This is a genomic window from Vibrio sp. R15-SG3-ISO1B, from assembly GCF_059833835.1.
In genome coordinates this window covers 65,424-91,736 of the sequence record NZ_JCBDGG010000013.1, presented here as the reverse complement: position 1 = coordinate 91,736, position 26,313 = coordinate 65,424, and the positions used below count along the sequence as shown (strand labels likewise).

Genomic DNA, 26,313 nt, shown 5'->3' with positions numbered 1-26,313 from the left:
TCACTCTTTACTCGCGCTTGGTGCCGACAAAGGCAACAACGACCTTGTCGTCTCCTAAGGTGCGAGAGAAGACGTACTCTTGGTTGTTGTCAATCACGCGGTGTACTCCGCCGCCAATCGCTGGGTGATTCTGACGAAATTGACCCACACGTTGCCAGTGTGCAAGAAGTGCCTGGCGCTCTTTATCCAGTGTCCAAAGCATGTCTGAGCGTGTCCCTTGATGGAAGTCATCGGCATAAGGGCCTATTTCGCGTCCCACTTCATCGCCGTAATAGACTTGGACCGCCCCCGGGCTGAGCAGCAGCGCGTTGGCTGCACTGCGCTGCACATCAAGCGAGCTGAAACGGCTGAAAAACAGTTCGGTATCGTGTGATGACATGTAGCTCACCGGGGTAAAGTCCGGCGTTTCTTGCATGGAATCTGCGTAGTTTTGATAGGTGCTTTGCATCTTGCTAAAGCAGGCGGCGCCCTTATCCATTTTCTTTTGTAGATCAAAGTTGATTAGGGCATCAAAGCCTTGATCGGCATAGGGAGAGCGGTAAGCTGAGTGTCCCCAGACTTCACCCATCATCCAAAACGGCTCGCCCGATTGACCATTGGCTTCACGCCACTGCTCTAGACTTGTGCTAGCTTGTTCTTTGAGCCGTTGCCATACTTCGCCCTCGACGTGTTTGACGGTATCAACACGAAAACCATCAATACCAAAACGTTTAACCCAGTCACTCTGCCATTCAATCAGATAATCCGAGACGCGATAATTGTCGCGGCGTTGAACGCGTGTGCCCGGGTTGTCCAATAGCCATTGCGGCGGTGTCACAAATTGTTGTGATTCAGTACGGAAATCAGGTAACCCAGCCAGTGTCATTTCGATGTCGCTGGAGCCCGGTGCAGGGTAGCCCGGTAGGCCCGCTCTGACCCAATCGCCACCCCACCAAGATTGCCATTGTGGGCTGTTGTAATCGATGGCTTGGTGGAAACTGTGCCAATTCTCATCACCGTTTGGTTGCCAATCTTGCCAAGTGGCCGGCATTTTACCTGCATTGACAACGTCGATGTTGTCGGTTTGCAGATCGGCTAAGGTGGCGTACCCCGAATGGTTGATCACGGCATCGAGGAAAATCTTCATACCGCGTTTGTGGGCTTCGGCGACTAACGTTTTCAGGTCGTCCTCTTGCCCAAAGTTGGCGTCAATTTTCGTGAAATCACGTGTCCAGTAGCCGTGATAGCTGTAAAACGGGAAGCTGCCCTTTTCGCCGCCACCGACAAAGCCATGCACCTGTTCTACTATGGGCGATAGCCAAATCACATCCGTTCCTAGGCTTTGAATGTAATCGAGTTTTTCTATCACCCCTTTAAGATCGCCGCCGTGGAAGGTGCCCACTTCATCTTTGCCATCCTTGCGACGACCGTAGCTGGCATCATTACTGGTATCGCCGTTGTGGAACCTGTCCACCATAGCGAAATAGATGTTGGCGTTACGATAGGTAAAGTCTCGCTCTACTGGCTCGGTGAGCACTGGTTCAAGGAGTAGGACGCCACCACTGCTCTCACTAGGTTCGAGTGAGACTTGGCCGTCGCGAACGGTGACGATTTGACCGCTTAAGGCCTCTTTTAGCTCGGTACCATCGGGGAAGGTGTCACCTAAGTTTAGCGTGACGGGGCCGCCGACGTATTGACGACAATTCACATCCGGCAGCGGCCGTTTGAATGTCGTGGTGGTGTTTTTCTTCGCTTCGCGGGCGATCACCAATGTATTTGCTTCGGCATCGTATTCGAAGGAGTAATCGCCGCTAAAGCGGATGTTGACGGGCAGAGTCGTTGACGTTTGACAGTTCAGGGCAATCGGCTGCCTAAACTTGACCTGCTCGAGGTTTGTGGTGGGGCAGTCTCCACCGGTAGCGGAAATGTGTAGCGTATACTCTTGCTTGGGCAGCGGTAGGACCAAGAGCGTATCGCTATTGAGAGGAAAATCTCGGCTGGTGGTTGTGGTTGAGAGAGTGAGCGTGGGTGACGCGAATGCAGTCGCACTCAACAGCCCACCAATCACTATGCAGTGTGGTTGATATCGTTTCACGTTCTGTCCTTGTTGTTTTTTTAGACAGAATACTGCGAAGGAAGCGGCGCCACATCCTACCCCCGATCTACGCCCTAAATTTTGCTTTTAGTCACAGTTCTTTCGGGCTGTGACGATGAAGAAATTGCAGCATCGACGCCTGGTCAAGATAGCCATCGGGTTTTTTATGGGCGCGTAAATATTGGTATGCCGCGATCACCTTGCGATGTTGCTCGATGGGCTCTGGTGTTTGGCCCATGACGGTCTCATACGCCATGGTGTAAGCGGGCATATCGACCACTTCCGCTTGCCTGTAGAGATACCCACACCCTGTGGCTAACCACTCCAGTGAGCAGTTGGCCTTCATCGCGATCTGATTCGCTTTGGCCAAGCTAGGTTCACTGCCTTTGAGATATTTGCGAATCAGGGCTTCGGAGAGCTCGACCCGACGCGCAAAACCAGAAATGGACTCTTCACCGATGAGGGCTTGAAGACGCAGTGCAAAACTCATTTTCGTACTCCAGTTCGAAATTCTGCACAGTATACGTTGTAGGTTGAAACAAACAAGAATAGGGTAGAAGCGTTCTTTTTTTAGGAGGTAAAAGATGGTGTCTAAAGTAACAATTGCGCCGCAGGGCCCCGAATTTTCACAGATGATTCAAGGCTACTGGCGTTTAGCAGAATGGGGTATGACGCCGCAAGAGCGTTTGACGTTCCTTAAGCAGCACATTGAGCTAGGCGTAACCACGGTAGACCATGCGGACATTTACGGTGGCTACGAGTGTGAGCAGCTGTTTGGTGAAGCGTTGAAGCTGGATCCTTGTGTACGTGACCAAATTGAGATTGTCACTAAGTGCGATATCAACCTATGCGTGGACAAGTTCCCGCAGCGTAAAGTGAACCACTACGACACCAGTGCGGCCCACATTTACCAATCGGTGAATAATTCACTGGAGCGTTTGGCAGTGGAGCAGATTGATGTATTGCTGATCCATCGTCCAGATGCCTTGATGGACGCAGACGAAGTGGCAGAGGCTTTTACCGAGCTACGCAAAGTAGGTAAAGTGAAGCACTTTGGTGTATCGAACTTTTCTCCTCGTCAGTTCGAACTGCTGCAATCGCGCGTTTCTCAGCCTCTGGTGACCAATCAGGTGGAAATTAACCCACTCAATTTTGATGTTGTCCATGACGGCACCCTAGATCAAATGCAAATGCTTCGCACGCTACCGATGGCGTGGTCTTGTCTTGGTGGAGGCAGCATTTTCAGCGGGGACACAGAGCAAGCAGCTCGCGTACGTGATGAACTGGAAGCGATCCGCGCTGAAATCGGCGCAAGCAGCATCGATCAAGTGATCTACGCCTGGGTACGTCGTCTACCGTCGAATCCGCTGCCTATTATCGGTTCAGGCAAAATTGAGCGAGTGAAATCGGCCGTCGAGTCGCTTCCGTTCGAGCTCACACGTGAGCAGTGGTATCGTGTTTGGGTTGCATCGAAAGGGCACGGTGTGCCATAGAAATCGCAAAAGAATAATAATAATGAGAAGGGAGTCAGCATTTGCTGGCTCTTTTTGTTTTATCGTCCCCTATACTGAAAGTGTCAAATATCACTGTTGAGACTGTGGCGAAAAAGCTTAATCTTTTCTTACTCTCGCTGTGAGATTGAGTGATGATGTTAGATGTGCATGTTTTTTGCTTCTCTAAAATTACAACTCTAATAATAAATTCTCGTTTCAGTCAGTTCGCTTTAGTGCAACACCCGTATCCACGTCAAAGACGTGGGACGCTAATTCACAAAGGGAAATGTTATGGACGTAGAAGTCATTCGCCAGCCAAGTCGTGTCAAAGAAGTGAATGGTGATGTCGTGATCGCCTCGCCCAACGGGGAGGCGCGCAAAGCGCAAGTCGGTGAGAATATCAACATCGGTGAGATGATCATCACCGCTCAAGGTGGGACGCTCGTTCTCGAAGACGTATCAGAAACACTGTTTATTGATGAAAATTGCGTCAGCTGCATAGAACCAGGTGACGGATTGGGTTGGGCAACCGCGCCAGTCAGCGGCGACATTCAGGTTGATGATGCGCTACTTGGTGAAGGGGCAATGAGCGGTGATGAATTGGCGGCCATTCAAGAGGCTATTCTTGCGGGCGCTGACCCGACGGCGATTTTAGAAGCCACGGCAGCGGGTGCAGGGACGAGTGGCTCAGCCAACGGCGGCTTCATTACTATCGCGTACAATAATCCCGAAGTACTGGCGAGCACCTTTTTCGAAACCGCGGGTTTCAATGCTCAGGCCCAGTCTGAAACGCAAGATACTGGACGCCGCTTTCAATTTTCTCAAGGTGGCGAGAGCGTAGCAGCCACCCTGTCTGAAGGTTCGTTATCTCTCGGGACCTATCCTGCCACTATTGTCAGCAGCACTCTCATTGCTGCCGGGGATCTTACTCTCGATCCCGAGTCTTTTTTTCCTGAGACCTCATCCATAGCCGCGCTGCTCACAGAACTCAATAGTGATATCACTTCGAATGGCGGGGATGTCCTGTTTTCCTATAATGACTCGCAAAATGCAATTATTGGTGTCAATGTGCAAGGGGAAGTATTACGCATTGACATTAACGCAGCCAATATTGGTCGAGACATCAATCTGGAGATCACCACAACGCTGAGTCAACCGATCGATCATCTTCCGTCAGTGGCGGGAGGATTGGTGGCGATTAATGATGACCAAATCACGATCAACATTGAGATTCAGGGAGCGGATGCTTTAGGTAACCTATTACGCTCACCCGTCAGTGTGAGCACGGCGATCAGTGACGGTGAGGCGCCGACACTGTCTCCTATCGACGGTAAAACGGCACTAGAATCAAGTTTGGCGACGGGAACGGAGGCAGGCAGTGTTAGCCCGATTGTAACGGGAACGATAGCCGGTCAGCTTGGGAGTGATCAAGTGGTGGATGTTCGCCTGGACGTCGAGGCATTCAACCAGAGTCAGCAGGCCAATGGTCTCACCTCTGCAGGGCAAATCGTGACTCTTGAGGCTAACCCGTCGCAACCGGGTGAGTATGTTGGGTTTGTCATACAAGGTGAGGAGCGAGTCGATGTCTTTTCTCTCATCATTGAGAGCGTCAGCAACCTGAGTTCTGGCGGCTTTGAAGTCGCGTATCAATTCGAACTGCTTGCGCCGCTTGACCATTCAGAGCAGGGCAAAGACGACGTTTTAGTTTCATTGCCTGTTTTCGCGATTGATGCCGATAACGATACTACCGCCAATAGCAACTTAGTCATTGCCGTCGTGGATGATGTTCCTTTGGTATCTGATGCGAAGATTGTGGTGACCGAACCGGATGTTCAATATGGCAACGAATCTCAGTCTATCACGCTCATCAGCGCCTCGGGCGCCGAGCAAGGCGTGGTGACGCAATTCACCTTTGATGGCGGCGATCCGATTACGCTGGTTGACGGTCAAAGTGAATACTTGGTCACCGATGGCAAAGTGATCGTCTCTGCCGATGGCACGCTCTCGTTTGCGCCAGACAGAAACATCGACCACTCAACCAGTGACGTGGTGAGCCATACCTTAATCGCGACCATTGAAGATGGCGATGGTGACGTGTTGACCAGCACGGTGATTATCGATATTAAAGATGGCAATGACCCTGTCATCACTCAAATCGAGACTGCGCAAGTCTCAGAATCTGGGTTAACCAGTGGCACTGAAGACGGCCAAGCCGCGGTGCAAGACAGCGGCACCATCACTATCGATGTGGGCAGTGATGACATTACCGCGCTGAAACTCGATATCACGCGCTTTACCGAGCAATCGACATTGAAAGCGCAAGGGCAAACCGTGCGCTTGATAGAAGACTCTGATGTGCCCGGTCAATACCAGGGGGTGATCACCGTTGACGGGCAAGAGGTGCCTGTTTTTGAGGTCGCGCTCGATCAAACCACCCTTAAAGATTACACCTTTACCTTGCTCAGACCGCTCGATCACAGCGGTGATAATGATGAGAGCTTGGTGATTAACTTGCCGGTGGTCGCGGTGGACAGCGATGGTGATGACTCGGCGTCGGTGAATCTCGCGATCACCGTCAATGACGACATTCAGACGGTGGTAGATGGCGAGATAAAGGTCACCGAGCCCGATACGCAGTACGATAACGAATCACAGCCGATTACGCTCATCAGTGCGTCGGGCGCTGAACAAGGCGTGGTGACGCAATTCACCTTTGATGGTGGCGACCCGATTCCGTTAGTCGACGGTCAAAGTGAATACTTGGTCACCGACGGTAAAGTGATCGTCTCTGCCGATGGCACACTCTCGTTTGCGCCAGACAGAAACATCGATCATCACTCAGTCAGTGACGTGGTGAGCCACACCTTAGTGGCGACCATTGAAGATGGCGATGGTGACGTGTTGACCAGTACGGTCACTATCGATATTACCGATGGTAATGACTCCGTCATCACTCAAATCGAGACGGCGCAAGTCTCAGAATCTGGTTTAACGAGCGGCACCGAAGACGGCCAAGCTGCTGTGCAAGACAGTGGCACCATCACTATCGATGTCGGCAGTGATGACATTGCCGCGCTGACACTCGATATCACGCGCTTTACCGAGCAATCGACATTGAAAGCGCAAGGGCAAACGGTGCGCTTGATAGAAGACTCTGATGTGCCCGGTCAATACCTGGGAGTGATCACCGTTGACGGGCAAGATGTGCCTGTTTTTGCGGTCGCGCTCGATCAAACCACCCTTAAAGATTACACCTTTACCTTGCTCAGACCGCTCGATCACAGCGGTGATAATGATGAGAGCTTGGTGATTAACTTGCCGGTGATCGCGGTAGACAGCGATGGCGATGACTCGGCCTCGGTGAATCTAACGATCACCGTCAATGACGACATTCAGATGGTGGTGGATGGCGAGATAGAGGTCACCGAGCCCGACACGAAGTACGATAACGAATCACAGCCGATTACGCTCATCAGTGCGTCGGGCGCTGAACAAGGCGTGGTGACGCAGTTCACCTTTGATGGCGGCGACGCGATCACGCTGGTTGAGGGGCAAAATGAATACTTGGTCACCGATGGCAAAGTGATCGTCTCTGCTGATGGCACACTCTCTTTTGCACCTGATAGAAACATCGACCACTCAGCCAGTGGCGTGGTGAGTCACACCTTAGTGGCGACCATTGAAGATGGCGATGGTGACGTGTTGACGAGTACGGTCACTATCGATATTACCGATGGTAATGACCCCGTCATCACTCAAATCGAGACGGCGCAAGTCTCAGAGTCCGGTTTAACGGGCGGCACGCAAGCAGGCCAAGCTGCCGTGCAAGACAGTGGTCAAATCACCATCGATGTCGGCAGTGATGACATTACCGCGCTGACACTCGATATCACGCGCTTTACCGAGCAATCGACATTGAAAGCGCAAGGGCAAACCGTGCGCTTGATAGAAGACTCTGATGTGCCCGGTCAATACCTGGGAGTGATTACCGTTGACGGGCAAGATGTGCCTGTTTTTGAGGTCGCGCTCGATCAAACCACCCTTAAAGATTACACCTTTACCTTGCTCAGACCGCTCGATCACAGCGGTGATAATGATGAGAGCTTGGTGATTAACTTGCCGGTGGTCGCGGTGGACAGCGATGGTGATGAATCAGCATCGGTGAATCTCGCGATCACCGTGAATGACGACATTCAGACGGTGGTGGATGGCGAGATAAAGGTCACCGAGCCTGATACGCAGTACGATAACGAATCACAGCCCATTACGCTCATCAGTGCGTCGGGCGCCGAGCAAGGCGTGGTAACGCAATTCACCTTTGATGGCGGCGACCCGATCACGTTAGTGGACGGTCAAAGTGAGTATGCCGTTACCGACGGCAAAGTGATTGTGTCTGCCGATGGCACACTCTCGTTTGCGCCAGATAGAAACATCGATCACTCAGTCAGTGACGTGGTGAGCCACACCTTAGTGGCGACCATTGAAGATGGCGATGGTGACGTGTTGACCAGCACGGTCACTATCGACATAGAAGATGGCAACCTTCCTGTGATCACTCAAGTGTCTGGTGGCAGTGTCTTTGAAGCGGGACTTTCCAGCGGTTCTGGAGGAGAGAATACGAATCTCGACGTCAGAGGTACCGTTACCATGACGACAGGCAGTGATGATATTGCCAAGCTGGCGTTTGATTTGGAGCAGTTCAATGATCTCAATAACGAAGGTATCTACGCCTCCGGTCAACGTATTAGGGTCGAAGAAAAGTCTGCTGAGCCAGGCAGTTATGTAGGCTATATCGAACTTGATGGTGAAAAACTACCCATATTTGAGCTGGATTTAGGTCAGCCGTCGCTGAGTGACTATCACTTCACCTTACTGGCTAATATCGATCACACCGTGCAAGGTCTTGATAGCCAAATCATTGCTTTACCCATTGTCGCGATAGATGCTGATGGCGACGCGTCCTCAAGCGCAGACATTGAAATCAGTGTCACCGATGATATTGCCAGCATCGACGGGTTAAGTAATACCAGCGAGTGGAATGTCGAAGAAGCCAATATTGAGGGAAGTGGTGCATGGGTCGAAGGGCAACTGGAATATACGCAGGGCGCGGATGGCGTGGTGAGTTTTGCGCTCAGCAATCTCGCTCAGACTCAAACTGGCCTGACTTCGGGCGGTACTCCTGTCGTCATTCAACTGATTGAAGGCGCAGATGGTACGACAAGCTATCAAGGTATCGCCAATCAGCAACCCGTCTTTACTTTAGTTCTTGGTGATGACGGCAGTTATCGCTATCAGCAACTGAGGGCTTTAGACCATGCTGAAGACTCCAATGTTCTGACCATTCCTTTTGATGTGGTAGCTGTGGACGGCGATGGGGATCGCTCTTCTGCATTTCGTCTCGGAATCAATGTTGCAGATGACGCACCCACTTTAAATGGTTGGAGTGGGGGCAATGCCGTCGATGAAGATGACATTGAGTCTATTGGTTCAGATCAAAGTGATTCAAGTCGCGTCTCGGGGCAGCTTGCTGTCGATGACGGTGTGGATGGTGTCACCGAGTATCGATTAATGGACGCGGACGCCATTTTGGCCAGTGTCAGTTCGGGTGAAGACGCTTTAGTCTGGCAAGATGTGATTAACACTGGCTCCACATGGAGCTACACCGCCGTCACAGCAACCAATGCAACCCCGGTTTTTCGAATCATATTTGATACGCAAGATGACAGTTACGCGTTCGAGTTGTTGGGGCCAATTGATCATCCGGTCGCAACCAGTGAAGACGATGTGACACTCTACTTCACTGTAGCAGCGGTAGATTATGATCACGATGCAAGTAACGTACTGACATTGCCGATTGTGATTACTGATGATATTCCAACCTTGGCTGACCAATCCATCACCAAAGTAGAAGGCAGCGGGTTCGGCCGTACGAGTGTCAACTTCTTTGACCAGATAACGGACCAAGGGGCTGATAGTGCTGAACTAACGCGCCTAGAAGGCGGAGTCAGTGGTGATGGCAATCCGATCGTATTTAGAGTCTCAGCCAATACCTATGAAAGCGCCATTGAACTCTCAAGTGGGCAACAAACTGTGCGAGTCTTTGAGCAGCTAGGTGGGGATGACGCCCCCAGAGAGTTAGGTATGCTGCGTATTAACAGCGATGGCTCGGTTCAATTTAAAGCCAACGGTTATTTGGATCATGATGGTGACGACATCACGTTCAGTGTCCATGCCATTGCCACTGATGGCGATGACGATATCGATCAAGCGACGTTGGACGTCACTGTCACAGACAGAAACGCCCGCACGATCAATTTAAATGTCACCACCTTTGAAGATGTCGGCCGAGATGCATCTATTGTTTACGCCGCTGGTGATGAGCCCGAGCGCGAGAACATCAATGACAATCAATCTGAGCTTGATAATGCACCGACCAAATTGAGCGTGCAGGTCAATCTCTATGATGTCGATAATGACGAGTCGATTGGCGCGTTGACCATCATTGGTGGTAATTACGCAGGGACATTCTATTACCAAGACAGTACCGGTGTATTCCACGCCATTAAACAGGATACGGATGGAAAACTGCGTTTAGATGGCAGTGAACTGGTGCAGAGCCAAGCTCAAGATGGCAACAATGTCATTGCCACTATTGATAACCTCTACTTCGTGCCTGATCGTAACTTGGCCACCAATGGCAATATGACTGTGCGGTATTCACTGGATATCCTCAACGGCACCGAAGTGGATCACAGCGTGAATGGCCGAATCCGAATAGACGTTCAGTCGGTTGCAGACATCGCTGTTTGGGATGAAGCAAATAGCATCGATCACTATGAAGTGCTTGAGGATGATAGCAACGTCACACTGACTCTACACGCCCAGACCCAAGACAGTAGTGCGCCAGAGACCATTACCTATGAACTTCGAGCAGTGACGGGAGACTTCGAACTGCTCGATAAAGACGGTCAGCCGCTGACGGCAAATAGTGAGGGTGTTTATCTTGTATCTTCCAGCGATATCAATTCGATTCAGATTGATCCTGCGGAGCACTTTTCGGGGCAAATTCAACTGAGTGTGGTTGCAATCAGTGAAGAAGAGGTGAATCCATACATCGTCGGTTCTGTCGATAAGTCGACGGCGCGATCCGAGGCGAAAACCATTACTATCGATGTGGCGCCACATGCCGATACTGGCACACTCAAAGTGAGCCGGATTCGCATCAATGAAGACAACATCGCAGACCCAGACAATACCGAACTGCAAGGCAATCGTGATCCATTGACGTTGGATGAGGTGATTGAAATGTTGCCTTCGGCAGACGCAGATGACTCTGAAGTCCTGTTTGTGCGTATCGCCAATATCACCGAGGGTGCGTCGCTGGCTTGGGTCGGTACGGGCGACAGCCCAATTGTGGAGATCAACGTCGATGGCGTAACGTACCAAGAGATCCCATATGCCGTTATTTCGCAGGTTGAAGTCGTGCCCGCTGCGCACAGCAATGAAGATTTCCGCTTTGAAGTGACGGGTGTCGTGAGAGATAGTGCGTCACTGTCTGATGACGCGACGTTGAGTGCTACACACGACGCCTACATCGGGCCTAAAGTGGTCAATGTTGAAGTGAAAGGGGTGGCTGATGTTCCGATACTCAACGATGAATTTGATTCGGGCTGGGTAGCGGTGACCGATAATGGCCAAATGCGTATCGAGACCACCATTGAAGAGAGCCAAAATGCGAGCAATTTTGCACAACTTGATTTTGAAGTGATCTCCGGTGAAAGGGCGCAAGAGCTGACGGATAACTCAGAGACGCTCAGTGTGATTTTGTCGAACATTCCACAAGGGGTGGTAATCGAGGATACGGATGGCAGTGTCATTGACTTAAACTTCGTCGGCTATGTGAATGGTCAACCTAGCTACGAGGCGAACATTACCGGTGCGATCAATGATTCTGGTATCGTTATTCGCCCTGTCGATTCTTCAACCCAAAATATCGATATTACCGCCACCATTGTCGTCACAGAAAACGATGGTCACAGCTTAAGTTTTGATACTGACATTCGCGTCAATGTCGCCCCTGTCATTGATGCCTCAGAGCAATACACCAACCGCTCGGTGGGCAATGAGGATTCAGCTATTAATATCGATTGGCACCCCAAAGGGAGCGACTATATTGATAGCGATGAGCACTTTACGTCGATCACGATCACTGGTATTCCAAGCGGAGCGATGATTAACGTCAACAACCCAGACGTCAATGTCGACGTGACACAAGACGCCAATGGGGTAAGTACTTTGGTCGTCACGCCTAACGGACTTAGCCATGAGGCGTTCACTCAAGTCGCGTTAGAAGCGGACTTTATTCAACTCACCCCTGCCAAAGATGCCAGTACTAATTTCACGCTCTCGACAAGCGTCGAGATAGAAGAGCGCGATGTCGAATACACCAGTGATGATATTGTCGGTGAAGGCGGTCGTGTTAGCGCGACACTCACAGGCTCAATAGAAGTGGTGGTGCGTCCAGTCGTCGAGCCACAAGATGAAAACAATGGCCTGCGTTTATCTAATGAGCAAGGCGTGGTGTTTGAACCTCTCTCTTTGACAGGAGATGGGCAGCTAAACTATGTGCCTATCGTCGCGACGTCGGGTGCGATTACGTTTACCACTAATCAAGACAATCCTGATCTCAATGATGAGGTCATCATCTCGTACCAAGAAACGGATAACTCGTCGGTCGAGTTGGTCTCTCAAGTGGTGCTTGAACTGAGTTATGTACCAGACCCTAATAATCCTCTTAAAGATCTAACGTTACCAGACTCTGTACTGGATCAGTTGCTGGTGACAGGGGCGGCCTATGAAGGCAATGGACGCTGGGTGATTACTGACGAGAGTAATTTCAGTGTCAAAGCACCAGAAGGACTTAACTTTGGTGATATCGATTTAACCGGTACGAATGAGCTCCAGATGACCCTGCACACCCAAGTGGTCGACCCCGGTGATATTGATGCCAATGGTGAACTCCTGGAGCCGAATGAATCATCGACTGGTGCTCAGCGCTCAACCAGCGTTGTCATCGCTTTTGCAAAACAGATTATTCCAGGAGATGAGGTGGCTGCAGAGGTCGCCATCACAGACGATCAGATTGTGACGGCGCAAGAAGATACGGTTGTCAATCTCGGTCAGCAGATGACCACACTGAGCGTGTTGTCGTTGAGCGGCGCTATCGATGGCTCGCCTGATGAGGTCACCTTGGTGTTTGAACCAAGCGTTGAGATAGGAGGTGTTGTTTATCCGATCACGATTCAAGGGGGCGATGTCGATTTCGTTAATGGTAAGTTTGTTTATCAGACTCAATACAATGACGGCGCTTTGGGTTCTATCGATGGGTTGTCGCTTGTGCTGCCAAACGATTACTCCGGTGATTTTCTATTACCGTTTACGGTGATCAGCAAAGATACCACCAGCGGTGATGAAAACGTCGCGTCTGCCAGTGTGATCGTGCAAGTTGCCCCTGTCGCCGATGTGGAGAGTGGTAACAGCGCCAAGCCGAGTTTTTCTATCGATGTTCTAGGTTCACTGGACGACGACATGAGCGCGATTGACGCTGATAACAACGGCCAATCCGATGCTATCGGCTATGAAGACAGTTACATTCAGCTTGCCGTCACCCACGCCATTGCTGATCAATTGAACGGTGAGACTGAAGGTGGCCAAGAAACCTTGAATCAAGTGATGTTGACGCTGGCCAATTCTAATGTGGGCGCCTTTTATCAAGTGGTCGATGACGGAACAGGTGGTCAAGTTTATCAATGGGTAGGTACCTCGGTGTCATTTGATCAGCAAGCCATCAATGACGGAGCATTAGATACGTTATTGTTCAAGCCAGCGTTAAACTATCCGTCTGCAGATGGCAATAATCAGGTGGTGGTGAATATTAGTGGTGAAGTTGTCGATAGCGCGGTCTTCAATCAGTCACCATCAACCGGAGAGGCAACCGATAGCCAAACGTTCACCACGTCGGTGAGCTTTGAGGTCATGCCAGTGGTTGATGACGTGATCGTGTCAGGGCCTGGAAACTCTGCGGAAACGATAGAGATTGAAGGTAATGAAGATGAGCTGATAGCGCTTAGCGCATCGGGACCGATCGATATTGCGCTCACCGACGATGATGGCTCCGAGCAGTTTGTGTCGATCAAGTTGACTGGGGTACCCGAGGGATTTTTACTGCTTGCCGATGCGGATAGCGACTACAGCGTGAAAAACAACGGCGACGGTGTGTGGAGTGTGCGTTTACCATCGGCGCAGATGACTCATGTGGATTTGAGTGGAATATCACTTCAAGCGCCGAAAGACTTCAGTGGTACGGTGGAGTTCAACCTAACGGTATTTACTCAAGAGTCACTGCTTGGTGTGCCAACGGAAGTGACAGCGCCGCTACCTAAATTTGTCGTTACCGTGAATCCAATAGGCGATGACGTCGACCTCGACAGCACGGATCGCATCGAAGGCTTGGAAGGAGATAACATCGATATCGAGGTAGATGCGTCAGTGATCGACAATGTGTACAGCGCCTCAAGCGTTTCAGGGGTAAATGAAAATGGTCCAGAAACCCTGCGCGTTACCGTCACAGAGGTGCCTGAAGGCGCGAGCATTTACTATCCCGATGGCGTGACGTTAGCGCAGTTCGACGACGCGACACAGACATGGGTGCTCAATATCAATGCGCCGCATCTAGACAAAATCGTGTTCAATTCAGGTGATCGCAACAGCGATAGCCAAAGTGCGACGGCTATCGATAAGCCGTTGACAGTCAAAGTCCAATCGGTAGATAGCGACGCGCAAGGTGTTGAGGTATTAGGTACTCCGGCTGAGTTTTCGGTGATGCTGCTCATCGATGCAGTAAACGATCAGCCAAGGTTTGTTAATGTTTTGGATGTAGACACCTTAGAAGATACATCGGTGGCACTCAACACTTTGCAGATTGACGATATCGATAGCACGCTTGATGACCCGGATGCTATGTATCATCTCACTCTCAGCGTGGATAAGGGCTCATTGCTGGTGCTCAGTGATGCAGAACTCGTCTATGGCTTGACCACAGTGCAAGGGAGTGACGGTCAATGGATTTTGGAAGGCAAGTTGGCGAACATCAATGCTGCACTTGCGGCGTCTGTGGTCGTCTATCAGCCTGCGGACAATGCGAACGACTTGAATAGTGGTGGTCCTGCTCTCGTCACTGCCGAAGTGAACGATTTAGGTAATTTTGGCTTAGTCGATGATACCAACGCGTCAACCAGTCAGAGTGCACAAACCTCGTTCGCAATTCGAGTCACTGAAGTGAATGATCAGCCTGTCGCGGCCTCGCTGGATCTAGGCACCATGTCTGAAGAAGGCTCGATAGTCATTAGCGCGCAGTCACTGATTGATGCCAGCTCAGATATTGATGGCGATACGTTGAAAGTGATCAATCTTCAACTGATGGAAGGGGTAGGGAACCTGGTTGCAAGCTCTGACGGTTTATCTTGGACTTTTACCGCAGGTGAAAACTACTCTGGGCCTGTGCGGTTTAGCTACACCATCGAAGACAATGGTCAAACCCAAGGCAATGATGACTTTCTTCAAGATACCGCGGAGCTGCAACTGCATGTTCAAGGCGTGAGTGACATACCGACACTGACTATTGCCCCAGAAAATGAGGCAATAAGACACATCACTGCCAGTCAAAGCGTGAGCAACCAAGGTATTGCGTTGCTCGGTATTGTCGCAGCACTCACCGACAGTAGTGAAGAACTGAGCTTGTTGATTGAGGGAGTACCAGAAGGCGCAGTGCTAAGTAGCGACAGCGGTACGGTAGTCAACGAGAGTGGGGATTGGTATGCCAGTGCTGATGCGATTAATTCTCTACAAATACAAAACGTTAGCCTAGGTGAGTATTCCTTGACGTTAACCGCAGTATCGACAGAGATTGAAGAGGGCATTGGGATCGACAGTGCTTTTTCTGAACCCATCGAGTTGTCACTGACGGTGGTAGAGGAGGCCAGTGACATTGATGGCTCTTCACAAACCCGTCCTCAGTGGATCATTGCAGGTGACCAAGATACTCAACTGGTCGGCGGCAGTGGTGATGACATCATTGTCAGTGGTTTAGGTTCTGATATTCTCACCGGTGGTCCGGGAATGGACACCTTTGTGTGGAACAGCATTGAAGATGGCGCGGCAGATACGGTCACGGATCTCAATATCGCAGAGGGCGATAGGATTGATTTGAGGGAACTGCTTCCTGAGCTCAAAGCCAATCAGGTGGATATGGATGTGCTGCTCAGTCATGTCAATGCCAGACTGGTCGATGATGATGATATCGAGCTGGAGATCCATCCCGAGGGAGAAAACGGTGCGCGTCAAACTGTGACATTAAAAGATCTTGGTCAGCAAATCAGTTTTGCTGAGATGGACTCATCGCAGATTGTCTCCACCCTAATTGAGCGCAATGTGATCATGCACGATTAGCGTCATTAAGCTAGCCAACCGAAAGATTGGCTAGCTTGACGCTGACTTCTTAGGGCTTGGAAGTCAGCTATTTGCTGCGAACGTAAGCGGCGCAGAACGTGACCACCGCCTGATCGATGGCGGCGTCAACCGCATCATCACTGGGTGTTGGCAGATGGCCAAGCAGTTGAGGCCAAAAGATCACGGCTTTGATTGAGCCAATAAATTGATCGATGGCGAGTGGAATGTTGGCGATCTCGAGTATACCTGCGTCGATGCCCTGCTGCGCCCAGCGGTACAAGCCGTAAGAATCCTCAATTGAGGAGAATTTCTCCATCATTAAGGCGGACGTCTCTGCGCAGCGCATACACTCGGTCATCACCATGCGCGCCGTCATCTGGAAATCGTCCTTGTTGATGTGACACATCTGTTTGCGTGTGATGGCTTTAAGCTGCTGCTCTATTGCAACAGAAGTGTCAAACTTCAGGTCGTTTTGGTCATCAAAGCGACACATCAGCTTGTCTACAATAACCTCAAACAGGGCATCTTTGTTTGGGTAGTACTTGTAGAGCGTACGTTTTGATACGCCCGCATGGCGAGAAATCCCTTCCATACTCGATTGCTCAAAGCCTTTTTTTGCAAAGACTTCGATGGCGGATTTGATGATATCTTCTTGTTTTATATCGCTTCTAGTGCTCATTAGCCGAACCCAACAAAACTAAAAGTAAACGGTAGTGTTTACTTTTTTAGGATAGAACCTAAAGTATACACCATCGTTTACTTTTTTGGGTAGCCAATAGGTCATGAAAATGAGCAACGTGATTAAAGCCTCAGTGATTTCTGCGTTAGGTGTCGTAGGATTAAGTCAATTTAGCAAAGCCAATCCCGATTCAGCCCTCGCTCGTAGCGAGCAACAGCGCGCTGAGCGCATCGCCCAGTCGCCTCAGTTTCAAGGTGGTAAAGTGATCACTAGAATGCCTTCAGTGCCTTCTCCTGAAAGTATGTCTTCAGTGATGTGGACCTTCTTTTTTGAGCGCAGCTCCCTAAAGCCGCAAGGTTCTCTACCCAATAGGCCAGTTGATATCGAACGCTTGAATCAGCGTAGTGATGAGATGCGTGTCACTTGGCTTGGGCACTCGAGCCTGTTTATCGATATCGACAAAACGCGCATCCTTATCGATCCGGTTTTCGAATACGCTTCCCCGCGCTTAGCGAAGCGATGGTTTGATCGTAATGTGAGCGCGCCAGTCAGCCGTGAAGCGCTACCTACACCGGATGTGATTGTGATATCCCATGACCACTATGATCACTTAGAAGAGTCGACGGTCCGTTATTATGCCGATAAAGAGGTATTGTTCTTTGTGCCTCTTGCGGTTGGTCGTCACCTCGAAAAATGGGGCGTGCCAGCGGAAAAAATCCAAGAATTCGACTGGTGGGAGTCTGCTCGCGTGAACGGTGTGGAGCTGATCGCTGCACCCGCTAACCATAACTCAGGCCGCACGGGCTTTGATTCCAATACCACGCTGTGGGCATCCTGGGCGATCAAAGGTCAGCATGGTTCACTGTTTTATAGCGGCGACAGCGCGTATGACGATCATTTTGCTCAAATCGGCCAAAAGTTGGGCCCGTTTGACATGGCCTTTATTGAGGTGGCGGCAAACGTTAAAGAGGGCAAAGGCTTCCCCGTTGAAAACTGGGGCCACATGCAGGCCAAACATACCATGCAAGCGTTCTTGGATTTAGAGGCTAAACACCTGTTCCCAGTGCATTGGTCCACGTTTGAGCTGTTTGCTCACAAATGGGATGAGCCGATGACAGACCTGATCGCGGAAGCGAAGCACGCTAGCGCCCAGTTGGTCACGCCGATGATTGGTGAGACGATTTTGGTCAGTGACGACATTCAAACCAGCTACTGGTGGCAAGAGCCTGTGACCTATCTGGCGAATGCCCAATTGAGCTACCAAAATTAGTCTGCGATCATCGCCTAACTTGTAGCTAAAAGCCTGCATTTTGCAGGCTTTTTGTATTTCTGGATGGTCAAACTTGTTCGTCCGGGCCAATTAAGGGTGTTTGATTGGCGTCTATTTTGAGCGTTTGGGTTGGGAAGGCGATATCCGCTCCGTGACGGTGGACGATATCTAAAATCTGCAACAGCACATCTTGCTTTACTTTGTGAAAGCGAATCCAATTGACGGTTTTCGTAAAGGTGTAAACCATGATGGTGAGTGATGAGGGAGCAAAGCCATTAAAGTTAACAATCAAGGTCTGTTTTGCGTCAATATCTGGGTGATTTTGCAGCATGCTTTTTATGTCATTGGCGATCGGTTCGAGTTTGGTGCTGTCGTCATAGCGAATGCCGATGTTTTCGTGAATCCGACGGTTGAGCATGCGAGATGGGTTCTCCACTACAATACTGCTGAACACGGAGTTGGGCACATAAAGAGGGCGTTTATCGAAGGTGCGGATGATGGTCATACGCCAACCAATTCGCTCGACGGTACCTTCAATCTCTCTGTCTGGGGAACGCACCCAATCGCCGACTTTAAATGGGCGGTCAAAGTAAATCATCATCCCGCCAAAGAAGTTTGACAGCAGATCTTTTGCGGCAAAACCGACCACTAAGCCACCGACACCACCAAAGGTAAGTAAGCCTGATAAGCTTAGGCCGAATGTTTGCACAACGGTTAATGCGCCAATGACGACAAAGAACAGGCGCGTCACTTTAGCGATGGCTTGTACCGTGGTTTCATCACGCTTCTTTTGTTTGAGAATGTACTCTTCAACATTGCTGATCAGCCGCATCACTACCCAGATGAAGATACCCACAACGAGAAAATGCTTTAGTGTGCTTAACCAGTTGAGGTTAGAGTCAGTTTGCTCTTGCAAGACAAAGCCGAGAGAGATGGTCGCAGGCCAACACCAAATCAGCGTGCTAACGGGTGTTTTGAGCGCAGAAAGCACGAGGTCATCCCAATGGAAATGCGTTTTCTCCACCAAGACTTCTAAGCGCCCATACACCAGACGCCAGACTATCCAAGCGACAAAACTGGCGAGTGTGATGAAAATAACATTGGTGTTCCACTCTTTGATAAACAGCAGCACATCCTGTTGCCAAGCTAAGACTAACTCATTCATTTTATTTATCTTTGGGTTATGCGCAGAGGGTTCAGTATAGAGGTTTAGGTGAGCTGTGAAAACCAGCCGAATGTCAGAGTTTATTGACTGCTGAAATGATCGGAGAGTGCCGTACGTCGGTGCTTGGCCGCGCCGCCACCTTCTAAATCGACCGTATCTTCATAGCCTTCTTTGATAAAGCGCTGCGTGGGGCTGTTGGGCTCGAGTCGTTTCAATTGCGGAGAGCTAAAAGTGCCCGCAATTTGATAAATGGACTTACCGCCCCCTGTGGTGACGAAGACTTTTTTTCCATCAAACTCGAAATCTGTTGCCACTAATCGGTCGTTACGAAATACCCCTTCGCTACTGAGCGTCAGTATTTCGGTATTGTAGGTGGGTGCGCCAATTTCTATCCAGCGTCCGTAGACATGTTTAGGGTGCACATAGTCTTGATAACTCACATACAAGAGTGCGGAAAAGCCGAGCGCTAAACCGATGATCACAACGGGCAATACCACTTTAAAGATGGATACTTTGTTCATAGTTTCGCTTCGATCTTGTGTGAATAAACAACGTCCTACCAGTCTAACCCCTCGCTCGCCGGTTCGATATCTCAAATGAGACCAATTCAGAACTTAGACAAAAAAGTTTGATCTTTAGCCAAATAATGATGCTTTGATAAGCGGTGACGCAATAGGAATCCAATAAGTATAGCGTTCGATGCGTTGGCGTGATGATGCAGTGGAAAGTCGACAAAGGAAATGCTTGCTCTGTCGGGCGGTTTCGTATAAAAGTTTCACTATATCAATGATAATCGAGTCGTTATTCAAGGAGAGAATCGTGATCAAAGTCAACTCGTACTTCGAAGGGAACGTTCAGTCGTTAGGGTTTAATCAGCAAGGTGAAGCGTCGAGTGTCGGTGTCATGCTCGCGGGTGAGTACACCTTCGGTACAGCAGCACTAGAGCGCATGACAGTGGTGAAAGGGGCATTGACCATCAAACGTGTGGGTGATGCAGACTGGACAACCTATTCCAGCGGCGAGTCATTTGACGTGGCGGGCGATTCTTCGTTTGATCTGCAAGTCAAAGAGGCGACGGCCTACCTGTGTGAATATCTCTGATGCAGTGAGAACCGTATTGGTCTAGATTTGAAACCACGCAATGGCGTGGTTTTTTGTCTCTGCGCCAAAATGATAACGGTTGTTTCGAAAAATCCGAAAGGATAGTCAGTTATTATCAGTTTAATCACGACAGCCATGAACTATACTCATTAGTATGCCGTGATGCATCGTGAGGAGGTGACTATGGCCGTTGTACCCAAACACAAAGACCAGAATAGCCGTTACGATCCCAGCCAGGATTTAACCGCCGACCAGCTTCATCGCTTTGGTAAAGCGGCTAGCAAAGCGCATGAAAGGCGTAAAGAGCTGGCAGAGAGCGGTTCGGTAGTGTCCGCTGCGCGCGCTGCGAAGGATGCGGCATTTCGCCCTGTCTATCGTCCTAAAAAAGACAAACCCAATACCGTTCGTTATGCCGTATGGTTGGTGGTTGTGATGGTATTCAGTTTGTGGCTGATGTACATGTCTCGTTAAACTCACTTCTCATCCAATTACGCAGAATCAACACGTGCTCGTTTTTGAGTTTTTCTTTCGCACAAGCAAAGTAGAAAGCTTGATGCGGATTGAGCACAGGTTGGCCAATTTCGACCAAATACCCCAATTTAATGTCATCTCGAACGAACATTCGGTGCGTAACCAACACGCCCAAGTGACGTGTTGCGGCCTGTACGGCTTGGATGGATGCGCTAAAGCTCAGATTCTTGGCGAAGGTGGGCAGAGCAAGTTGATGGGCTTCAGACCAGATTTGCCAGTCGTTTTTGCGTCGATCGTTGAGCGCGACAATGGCGGGTTGTTGAGTGAGAATGACCGCGGGATCCATCAAATGCGCATCCTCAACGTCACCGGCATAACACTGCCTAGCGACCTCTGGACTGGCGACCAGTACAAGTTCGTCATCGGCGAGTTTTTCACAGTAGTAGTCCTGCCAATCGCTGGTATTGCCATGAATGAGCGCCACATCCACCCCTTCTTCTTCTAAAACGAATTGACCAATCAAGGTGGAAATACGGATATCAATATCGGGCGCGTGTTGATTGAACTGGCTTACCCGCGGGATCCACCAGTGCATAGCAAGCGAGTTAACCATGTTGAGGGTCAGACGGTTGCTATGGCGATTGGCTAAAAGGTGCGAAGTCGCCGCGACGATCTCTTCCAGTGCTGGTGCCACACGGCGATAGTATTGCCGTCCCGCTGAGTTGAGAACCACTTGACGACCAACGCGAGTAAATAGAGGTTGCTCTAGTTGTTGCTCGAGGGTTTTTATCGCCTGACTGATCGCGGAATGACTGACATACAAGGCTTTAGCGGCGGCCGTCATACTTCCGGTTTCGGCAACGGCAACAAACGCATATAAGGATTTCATCGGAGCAACTATTTTCATTTGTAAGTTTTTCTAACAGTTGATGTTGTGATTACTCATTATTCATTGCTGAAAAAGGTCGATAGACTGGGCGCAGATAACGGAGGAATAATGAAAACCACACAAGACATCTCTGCATCACCTGTCCTTTTTATGTTGGCCTCTACCTTCAGTTTGTCACTGACTGGGCTAATGTCAAAACTTTTAACAGATTCTATCGCACCGAGCGCACTGAGTTTTTTGCGTTTTTCGGTGCCTGCACTGTTGATTGGGTTGATGATCAGTCGGTCGTCATGGGCGCCGCCTCGCGGACAAGTCCGAAAAGCACTTTGGGTACGTGCGCTGTGTATTGCTGCGTGTCAGATCTGTTTTATCTACGCCTTGAGCCACCTCAGTTTGGTTGAAAGCGTGGTGCTGTTTGGTACCGGGCCGCTGTTTATCCCCGTGTTGGAAAAACTCATTTTTCGCACTGCTATTGGAGCAAAGGCGCTGTGGGGACTGACGTTGACATTTGTTGGTGTGGTATTGCTTGCTGGGGAGTGGGGAGCGCTGACCTTCAAACCGGCGTTATTGGTTGGGTTACTGGCCGGTCTTTTTAATGCGGGCTCGCAGCTCAGTTTGTACCGAGTCAGTCATTCGTCGATGAGCAGTTTGGCGATTAACCTTTGGACCTTCGTGTTTGCGACCTTGCTGGTTGCCCCCTATTTGATTTGGCAAGCGGTCACCTCTGCGCCGCTTGTTTCTCCTCTGACTGGATATTCGCTCCATTGGGGCTGGGGCTTACTGGCTTTGTTGATTGTGTTGATGTCACTGCTGATCATTAACACTCAGGTATTTCGAGCCAAGGCGTACCGTTTAGCGGCTTCGGGCTCTCAACTTGCTCCGCTTATTTTCACCAATTTAATCTTTTCCACCCTATGGCAATGGGTCTTTTATGATGAGCATTACCATCTATGGCAGTGGATTGGCCTGTCGATTATCGTTCTCGCTAACGTTATGGTGGTGCTAGTACCTCACTGGCAGAATAAAAAGCCCAAGCTGTTATGGAATAGATAGTACTTCGTAAGCCGAGTGCCACTAGTCAATCGATGATGGCTTGATGCGCAAGCCATAAGGCAGCGCACTGAACACCGATTTGTGACGCGACGGTATCGGAGCCTCGTTCACGCCTTGCCAGTCAAGCAGCATAATAGCCAATACGTTGCGATGTTCACCGTAGGTCAAATCAAAATCACCGCTGACTGAAGCGATCATACCGCGCTCAGCATTGATGGATTGTTGAATCGCGGCGCGCGTTTTATCGACAACAGGATCATCCTCAAGCCCCGCCAGTAAAAAGGCGATGCCCACTTCGGCGACAATGTCCTCTTTGGTACGAGCTAAAATGGTGTCGATGTTCTCGCTTAGATAGTGGTAAATCCACTCATACTGTTTCTCGTCAACCGCGTGCTGATAGTAGTGTGATGCGGCAAAAATGATGTGCGTCATACCGTAGATTTTATTGCCGTATTGTTGATTGGATAAGGCAGCGTCTTCGGCATCTGGGTAGGTGCTTCGAAAGGTCTGTGTAAATGCCTCAACCACATCTTGCTCTTCGAGTTGTTGTAGCCAATAGACTTGATTGGCCAGTTGGGCTGCCCACGCTTTGATCATGTCTGGGTCGGTGACATAGCGTTTGAAATCGTAGCGACGGATCACGTTTCGTAGCGCGTTATCATCCAGATGCTCTAAATGATATTCGTTGGCGCGAGCCAGAGAGCCGAGCAGGTCGACACCCAGGTAAATGTACTCTGGGTAGCGCTTAGTCATTTGATAACGGCGTTGACTGCGCTCATCTGAATCCCCTTCATAGCTGCGATTGCGCTTTTGGGCGTAGGCCATGATTTGCTCTGGAGTGTGTACTTGCGCTGCAAATCGGTTGAGTCGACTCGCCACCCTTGCCATATCGCTCCACACTGCGGCTGCGTATTGGTCATCAAGCGTTTGGCGATACATTCTCAAACCGTAATGGCCCTCTTTAAAGGCTGGCAAAGTGTAAAGTTTACGCTCGTAAGTTTGGCGGATAACCTCTGCCGACTGCTCGTACGTCATCGTCTGAGCGTGAAGCAGCGTACTCAAAGTGGTTATGCACAAAATAAGCAAAGTGGTAGGGAGTCGCATTCATGTGTCCTTACAATCGGATACCGAGACAAAAACGGTGAGCGTGGAGTAAAACAAACATTCTTCAATGTTATGTGAGCGCCCCGTCAAATGAAGGCGAATAATGCGTGAGATGAGGTAAAGCACAAGCGATGGAGAGGAGAGGTTGAGAAAGTCACGTCTTTGTTGTTAATTTAGCTATCATTAAATTAACAAGTGTGAATGAAGCGACTGAAAATATTAACAAAGGTGTGTAACCTTATGGGCAATACTGGTAATAACTAATATTTGCGCCAATAATAAATCACTGATCTTTATGTTTTTTATTTTTATGTGTTTCAAAGCCATAGGAGGCTGAGTGAAATCAAGCTTTGGTAGGCAGTGGCCAGTCTATCTCCTGTTTATGCTGTTGTGTGTTTGCTCCGTGAGTTTGGTGGAGTTCCTAGACCGCAGCCAAAAGAGTTTTCTGCGCGATAGTATGTTAGCGCGAGCGAAAGAAGAGTTGTCCATTATTCGCTCAGAGATTGAAGCCTCAATCGTGTCCGATATTTATGTGGCTAACGGCCTCTCTTCTTTGGTTGCTGCCAATCCTGACTTTGACTTTTCTGGTTGGGATTTAATCGCATCGAGCATTATGCGCCGCAGTAATAATGTCATGGTCGTCGCACTGGCACCGGATGATGTTATCCAATACATCTACCCGCTAGATGGTAATGAAAAGGCCGTAGGTTTGGTGTATCAATCGATTCCAGAGCAATGGCGTACCGTACGAAAAGCGCAGCAATTACAAGAAATTTTCATTGCCGGACCCGTCGATCTCGTGCAAGGCGGACAAGGATTGATTGCACGCGTGCCGATTTTTATGGACCCTCCCTACAACAGCAAGTATTGGGGAGTGTGCAGTGTGGTCATGTCACTTGAGTCTCTCTATCAACAAGTCGGGGTGGAAGCGTTTGAATACAAATACCACCTAGCGATGCGAGGGGTAGACTCTTCTGGTGAAGAAGGCGAGATTTTCTACGGCAGCCAAGCGGTATTTGATGACGCATTTTCTGAAGAGATCGTACGCTTCCCCTATGGGAACTGGCAAATTGCTGCGTCAGAGAAAACCGATTTGCTCGCCACTATTGAGTGGTATCGCGTTAACGCCGTGCGCATTTTAGGCTACCCGATGACCATGCTGCTTTTGTTCGCGTTCTCTACTATCTATCGATTGTATGACAATGCACACAAACGCTCCCTGCAAGATGAGCTCACTGGTCTGCCCAATCGTCGCTACTTTATGTACTCACTCCAGCAGCAGTTTGATCTGGTCTCAAGAGATGAGAAAAAAGGCGGCTTTGCTCTTTTGAATATCGACCTAGATGGCTTTAAGTTCATTAATGACACCTACGGGCATGCCGCGGGTGATAAGGTGCTGGTGGCGGTGGCTGAGCGTTTGGTTAGCACGTTACGCGCCTCGGACACTGTAGCTCGTGTTGGCGGGGATGAGTTTTTAGCTATGCTGCCTCGCGTCAATCGTGAAGAGGACGTAGACCGCATTCGCACGGAGTTAACTAAAGCGATTGCCCGAAACCCGATCATATATGAGCAGCACTTGATCACAATAGAGGTGAGTATCGGCCACGCGATGTACAACGCGAATATGCGCAATATTAATCAGCTGCTCAAGCTCGCGGATAGCAGTATGTATGACATCAAACGCCATCACCGCAAGGGATTCGGCACGTCTTAGAGGTGGATGATGAAGAACTTGACTCAATGGCTAGCGGCGTACGGTGAGAGCCATCAAAACCCGATTAATCAGAAAATTCATAAAGTGGCTGTGCCGGGTATTTTCTTGTCGGTCGTTGGGCTGATTTGGTCACTGCCGAGTTTGGAGTTGTATGGGTTCCGTCTCAATTGGGTTTGGGTGGCCGCACTCCCTGTGATGATGTTCTATTTTCGCTTGTCGCTTAGCGTGTTTATTATGATGCTAGGCTTCCTTCTCGCGTGTATTGCGTTAATTTGGTCTCTGGAGATCATGAGGGCCCCGGTGTTGTTGGTCTCCATAGCACTGTTTGCGGTGCTCTGGATAGCACAATTTATTGGTCATAAGATCGAAGGGAAGAAGCCGTCGTTTTTCGAAGATATCCAATTTCTTATGATTGGACCGATTTGGGTGTTTCGTAAACGCTAGTCGATGATTCTATCCCTTGTTCTCTGCGCCGCCCAACCGATGTTGGGCGGCGCTTTTTTGATCTCTGGGAAACTCGATGCGTCATGGTTTGCATTTTGCAATGATCAACATTTTCGCAAAACGCAATTATTCTTATTTTGCTTGACGATTATGTGTTCTGTTTGCATGAAACTGATGACGAAGTGAGCGAAGTGATTGATTTTTGGTTAACTTAAAAGTTGGCACGGTTACTGCTTTATTTATAGTGACCCTTATTAAGCCGAGGGTCACCTAGCCAACTGACGTTGTTAGTGAATACGATTTTGTTCACAATCATATACAGCCAATCACACCGATTTGTGATTGGCTT

General features: G+C 49.6%; 15 protein-coding genes. 8 read left to right on the top strand and 7 right to left on the bottom strand.

Features of this window, described 5'->3' with window-relative positions; genetic code table 11:
• Positions 1-7: 7 nt before the first annotated feature.
• Both AC6R0S_RS04430 and AC6R0S_RS04425 read right to left on the bottom strand, forming a co-directional pair.
• Positions 8-2,074: an alpha-amylase gene (locus AC6R0S_RS04430; protein ID WP_500637305.1), complete on the bottom strand. Its 2,067-nt coding sequence runs from the start codon at positions 2,072-2,074 to the stop codon at positions 8-10.
• 91 nt (positions 2,075-2,165) lie between these two features.
• Positions 2,166-2,564 carry an XRE family transcriptional regulator gene (locus AC6R0S_RS04425; protein WP_500630195.1) on the bottom strand — a complete coding sequence of 133 codons (399 nt, stop codon included), beginning with the start codon at positions 2,562-2,564 and terminating at the stop codon, positions 2,166-2,168.
• 94 nt (positions 2,565-2,658) lie between these two features.
• Here AC6R0S_RS04425 and AC6R0S_RS04420 point away from each other — a divergent pair, with 94 nt between their 5' ends.
• Together AC6R0S_RS04420 and AC6R0S_RS04415 are read left to right on the top strand one after the other, a co-directional pair.
• Positions 2,659-3,567: an aldo/keto reductase gene (locus AC6R0S_RS04420; protein WP_500632838.1), complete on the top strand. Its 909-nt coding sequence runs from the start codon at positions 2,659-2,661 to the stop codon at positions 3,565-3,567.
• A gap of 291 nt (positions 3,568-3,858) precedes the next feature.
• Positions 3,859-16,074, top strand: a complete 12,216-nt coding sequence (locus AC6R0S_RS04415; RefSeq protein WP_500637304.1) for a retention module-containing protein — start codon at positions 3,859-3,861, stop codon at positions 16,072-16,074.
• A 67-nt stretch (positions 16,075-16,141) separates the two neighbouring features.
• On the opposite strand, the gene AC6R0S_RS04410 is transcribed toward AC6R0S_RS04415, so the two are convergent.
• Positions 16,142-16,753: a TetR/AcrR family transcriptional regulator gene (locus AC6R0S_RS04410; protein WP_500637303.1), complete on the bottom strand. Its 612-nt coding sequence runs from the start codon at positions 16,751-16,753 to the stop codon at positions 16,142-16,144.
• Positions 16,754-16,862: 109 nt separating this feature from the next.
• Here AC6R0S_RS04410 and AC6R0S_RS04405 point away from each other — a divergent pair, with 109 nt between their 5' ends.
• On the top strand, positions 16,863-18,023 hold the full coding sequence (locus AC6R0S_RS04405; protein ID WP_500628462.1) for an MBL fold metallo-hydrolase: 1,161 nt from the start codon (positions 16,863-16,865) through the stop codon (positions 18,021-18,023).
• Between the two features lie 67 nt (positions 18,024-18,090).
• Here the strand turns inward: AC6R0S_RS04405 and AC6R0S_RS04400 are convergent, their stop codons facing one another.
• Positions 18,091-19,188, bottom strand: a complete 1,098-nt coding sequence (locus tag AC6R0S_RS04400) for a mechanosensitive ion channel family protein (RefSeq protein ID WP_500637302.1) — start codon at positions 19,186-19,188, stop codon at positions 18,091-18,093.
• Positions 19,189-19,268: 80 nt separating this feature from the next.
• A complete protein-coding gene (locus AC6R0S_RS04395) occupies positions 19,269-19,709 on the bottom strand; it encodes a DUF2850 domain-containing protein (RefSeq protein WP_334552145.1) in 441 nt (146 codons plus the stop codon).
• 298 nt (positions 19,710-20,007) lie between these two features.
• Here AC6R0S_RS04395 and ppnP point away from each other — a divergent pair, with 298 nt between their 5' ends.
• Both ppnP and AC6R0S_RS04385 read left to right on the top strand, forming a co-directional pair.
• Positions 20,008-20,289, top strand: coding sequence for a pyrimidine/purine nucleoside phosphorylase (gene ppnP / locus AC6R0S_RS04390; protein WP_500637301.1), 282 nt, complete (start codon positions 20,008-20,010; stop codon positions 20,287-20,289).
• Between the two features lie 183 nt (positions 20,290-20,472).
• A complete protein-coding gene (locus AC6R0S_RS04385; RefSeq protein WP_334552143.1) occupies positions 20,473-20,760 on the top strand; it encodes a hypothetical protein in 288 nt (95 codons plus the stop codon).
• Here the strand turns inward: AC6R0S_RS04385 and AC6R0S_RS04380 are convergent.
• The gene (locus AC6R0S_RS04380; protein WP_500637300.1) at positions 20,729-21,667 is read right to left on the bottom strand and encodes a LysR substrate-binding domain-containing protein; all 939 of its coding nucleotides are present in this window, start codon (positions 21,665-21,667) and stop codon (positions 20,729-20,731) included. The genes AC6R0S_RS04385 and AC6R0S_RS04380 overlap by 32 nt on opposite strands.
• Positions 21,668-21,757: 90 nt before the next feature.
• On the opposite strand from AC6R0S_RS04380, the gene AC6R0S_RS04375 reads away from it, so the two are divergent.
• A complete protein-coding gene (locus AC6R0S_RS04375; protein WP_500637299.1) occupies positions 21,758-22,702 on the top strand; it encodes a DMT family transporter in 945 nt (314 codons plus the stop codon).
• A gap of 21 nt (positions 22,703-22,723) precedes the next feature.
• Here the strand turns inward: AC6R0S_RS04375 and AC6R0S_RS04370 are convergent, their stop codons facing one another.
• A complete protein-coding gene (locus tag AC6R0S_RS04370) occupies positions 22,724-23,806 on the bottom strand; it encodes a DUF3541 domain-containing protein (RefSeq protein ID WP_500637298.1) in 1,083 nt (360 codons plus the stop codon).
• 382 nt (positions 23,807-24,188) lie between these two features.
• On the opposite strand from AC6R0S_RS04370, the gene AC6R0S_RS04365 reads away from it, so the two are divergent.
• Positions 24,189-25,520, top strand: coding sequence for a diguanylate cyclase (locus tag AC6R0S_RS04365; RefSeq protein ID WP_500632130.1), 1,332 nt, complete (start codon positions 24,189-24,191; stop codon positions 25,518-25,520).
• Positions 25,521-25,529: 9 nt separating this feature from the next.
• Positions 25,530-25,964 (top strand): Mpo1 family 2-hydroxy fatty acid dioxygenase, encoded by a 435-nt coding sequence (locus AC6R0S_RS04360; protein WP_500637324.1) that lies wholly within the window; start codon positions 25,530-25,532, stop codon positions 25,962-25,964.
• The last annotated feature ends 349 nt before the right edge of the window (positions 25,965-26,313 follow it).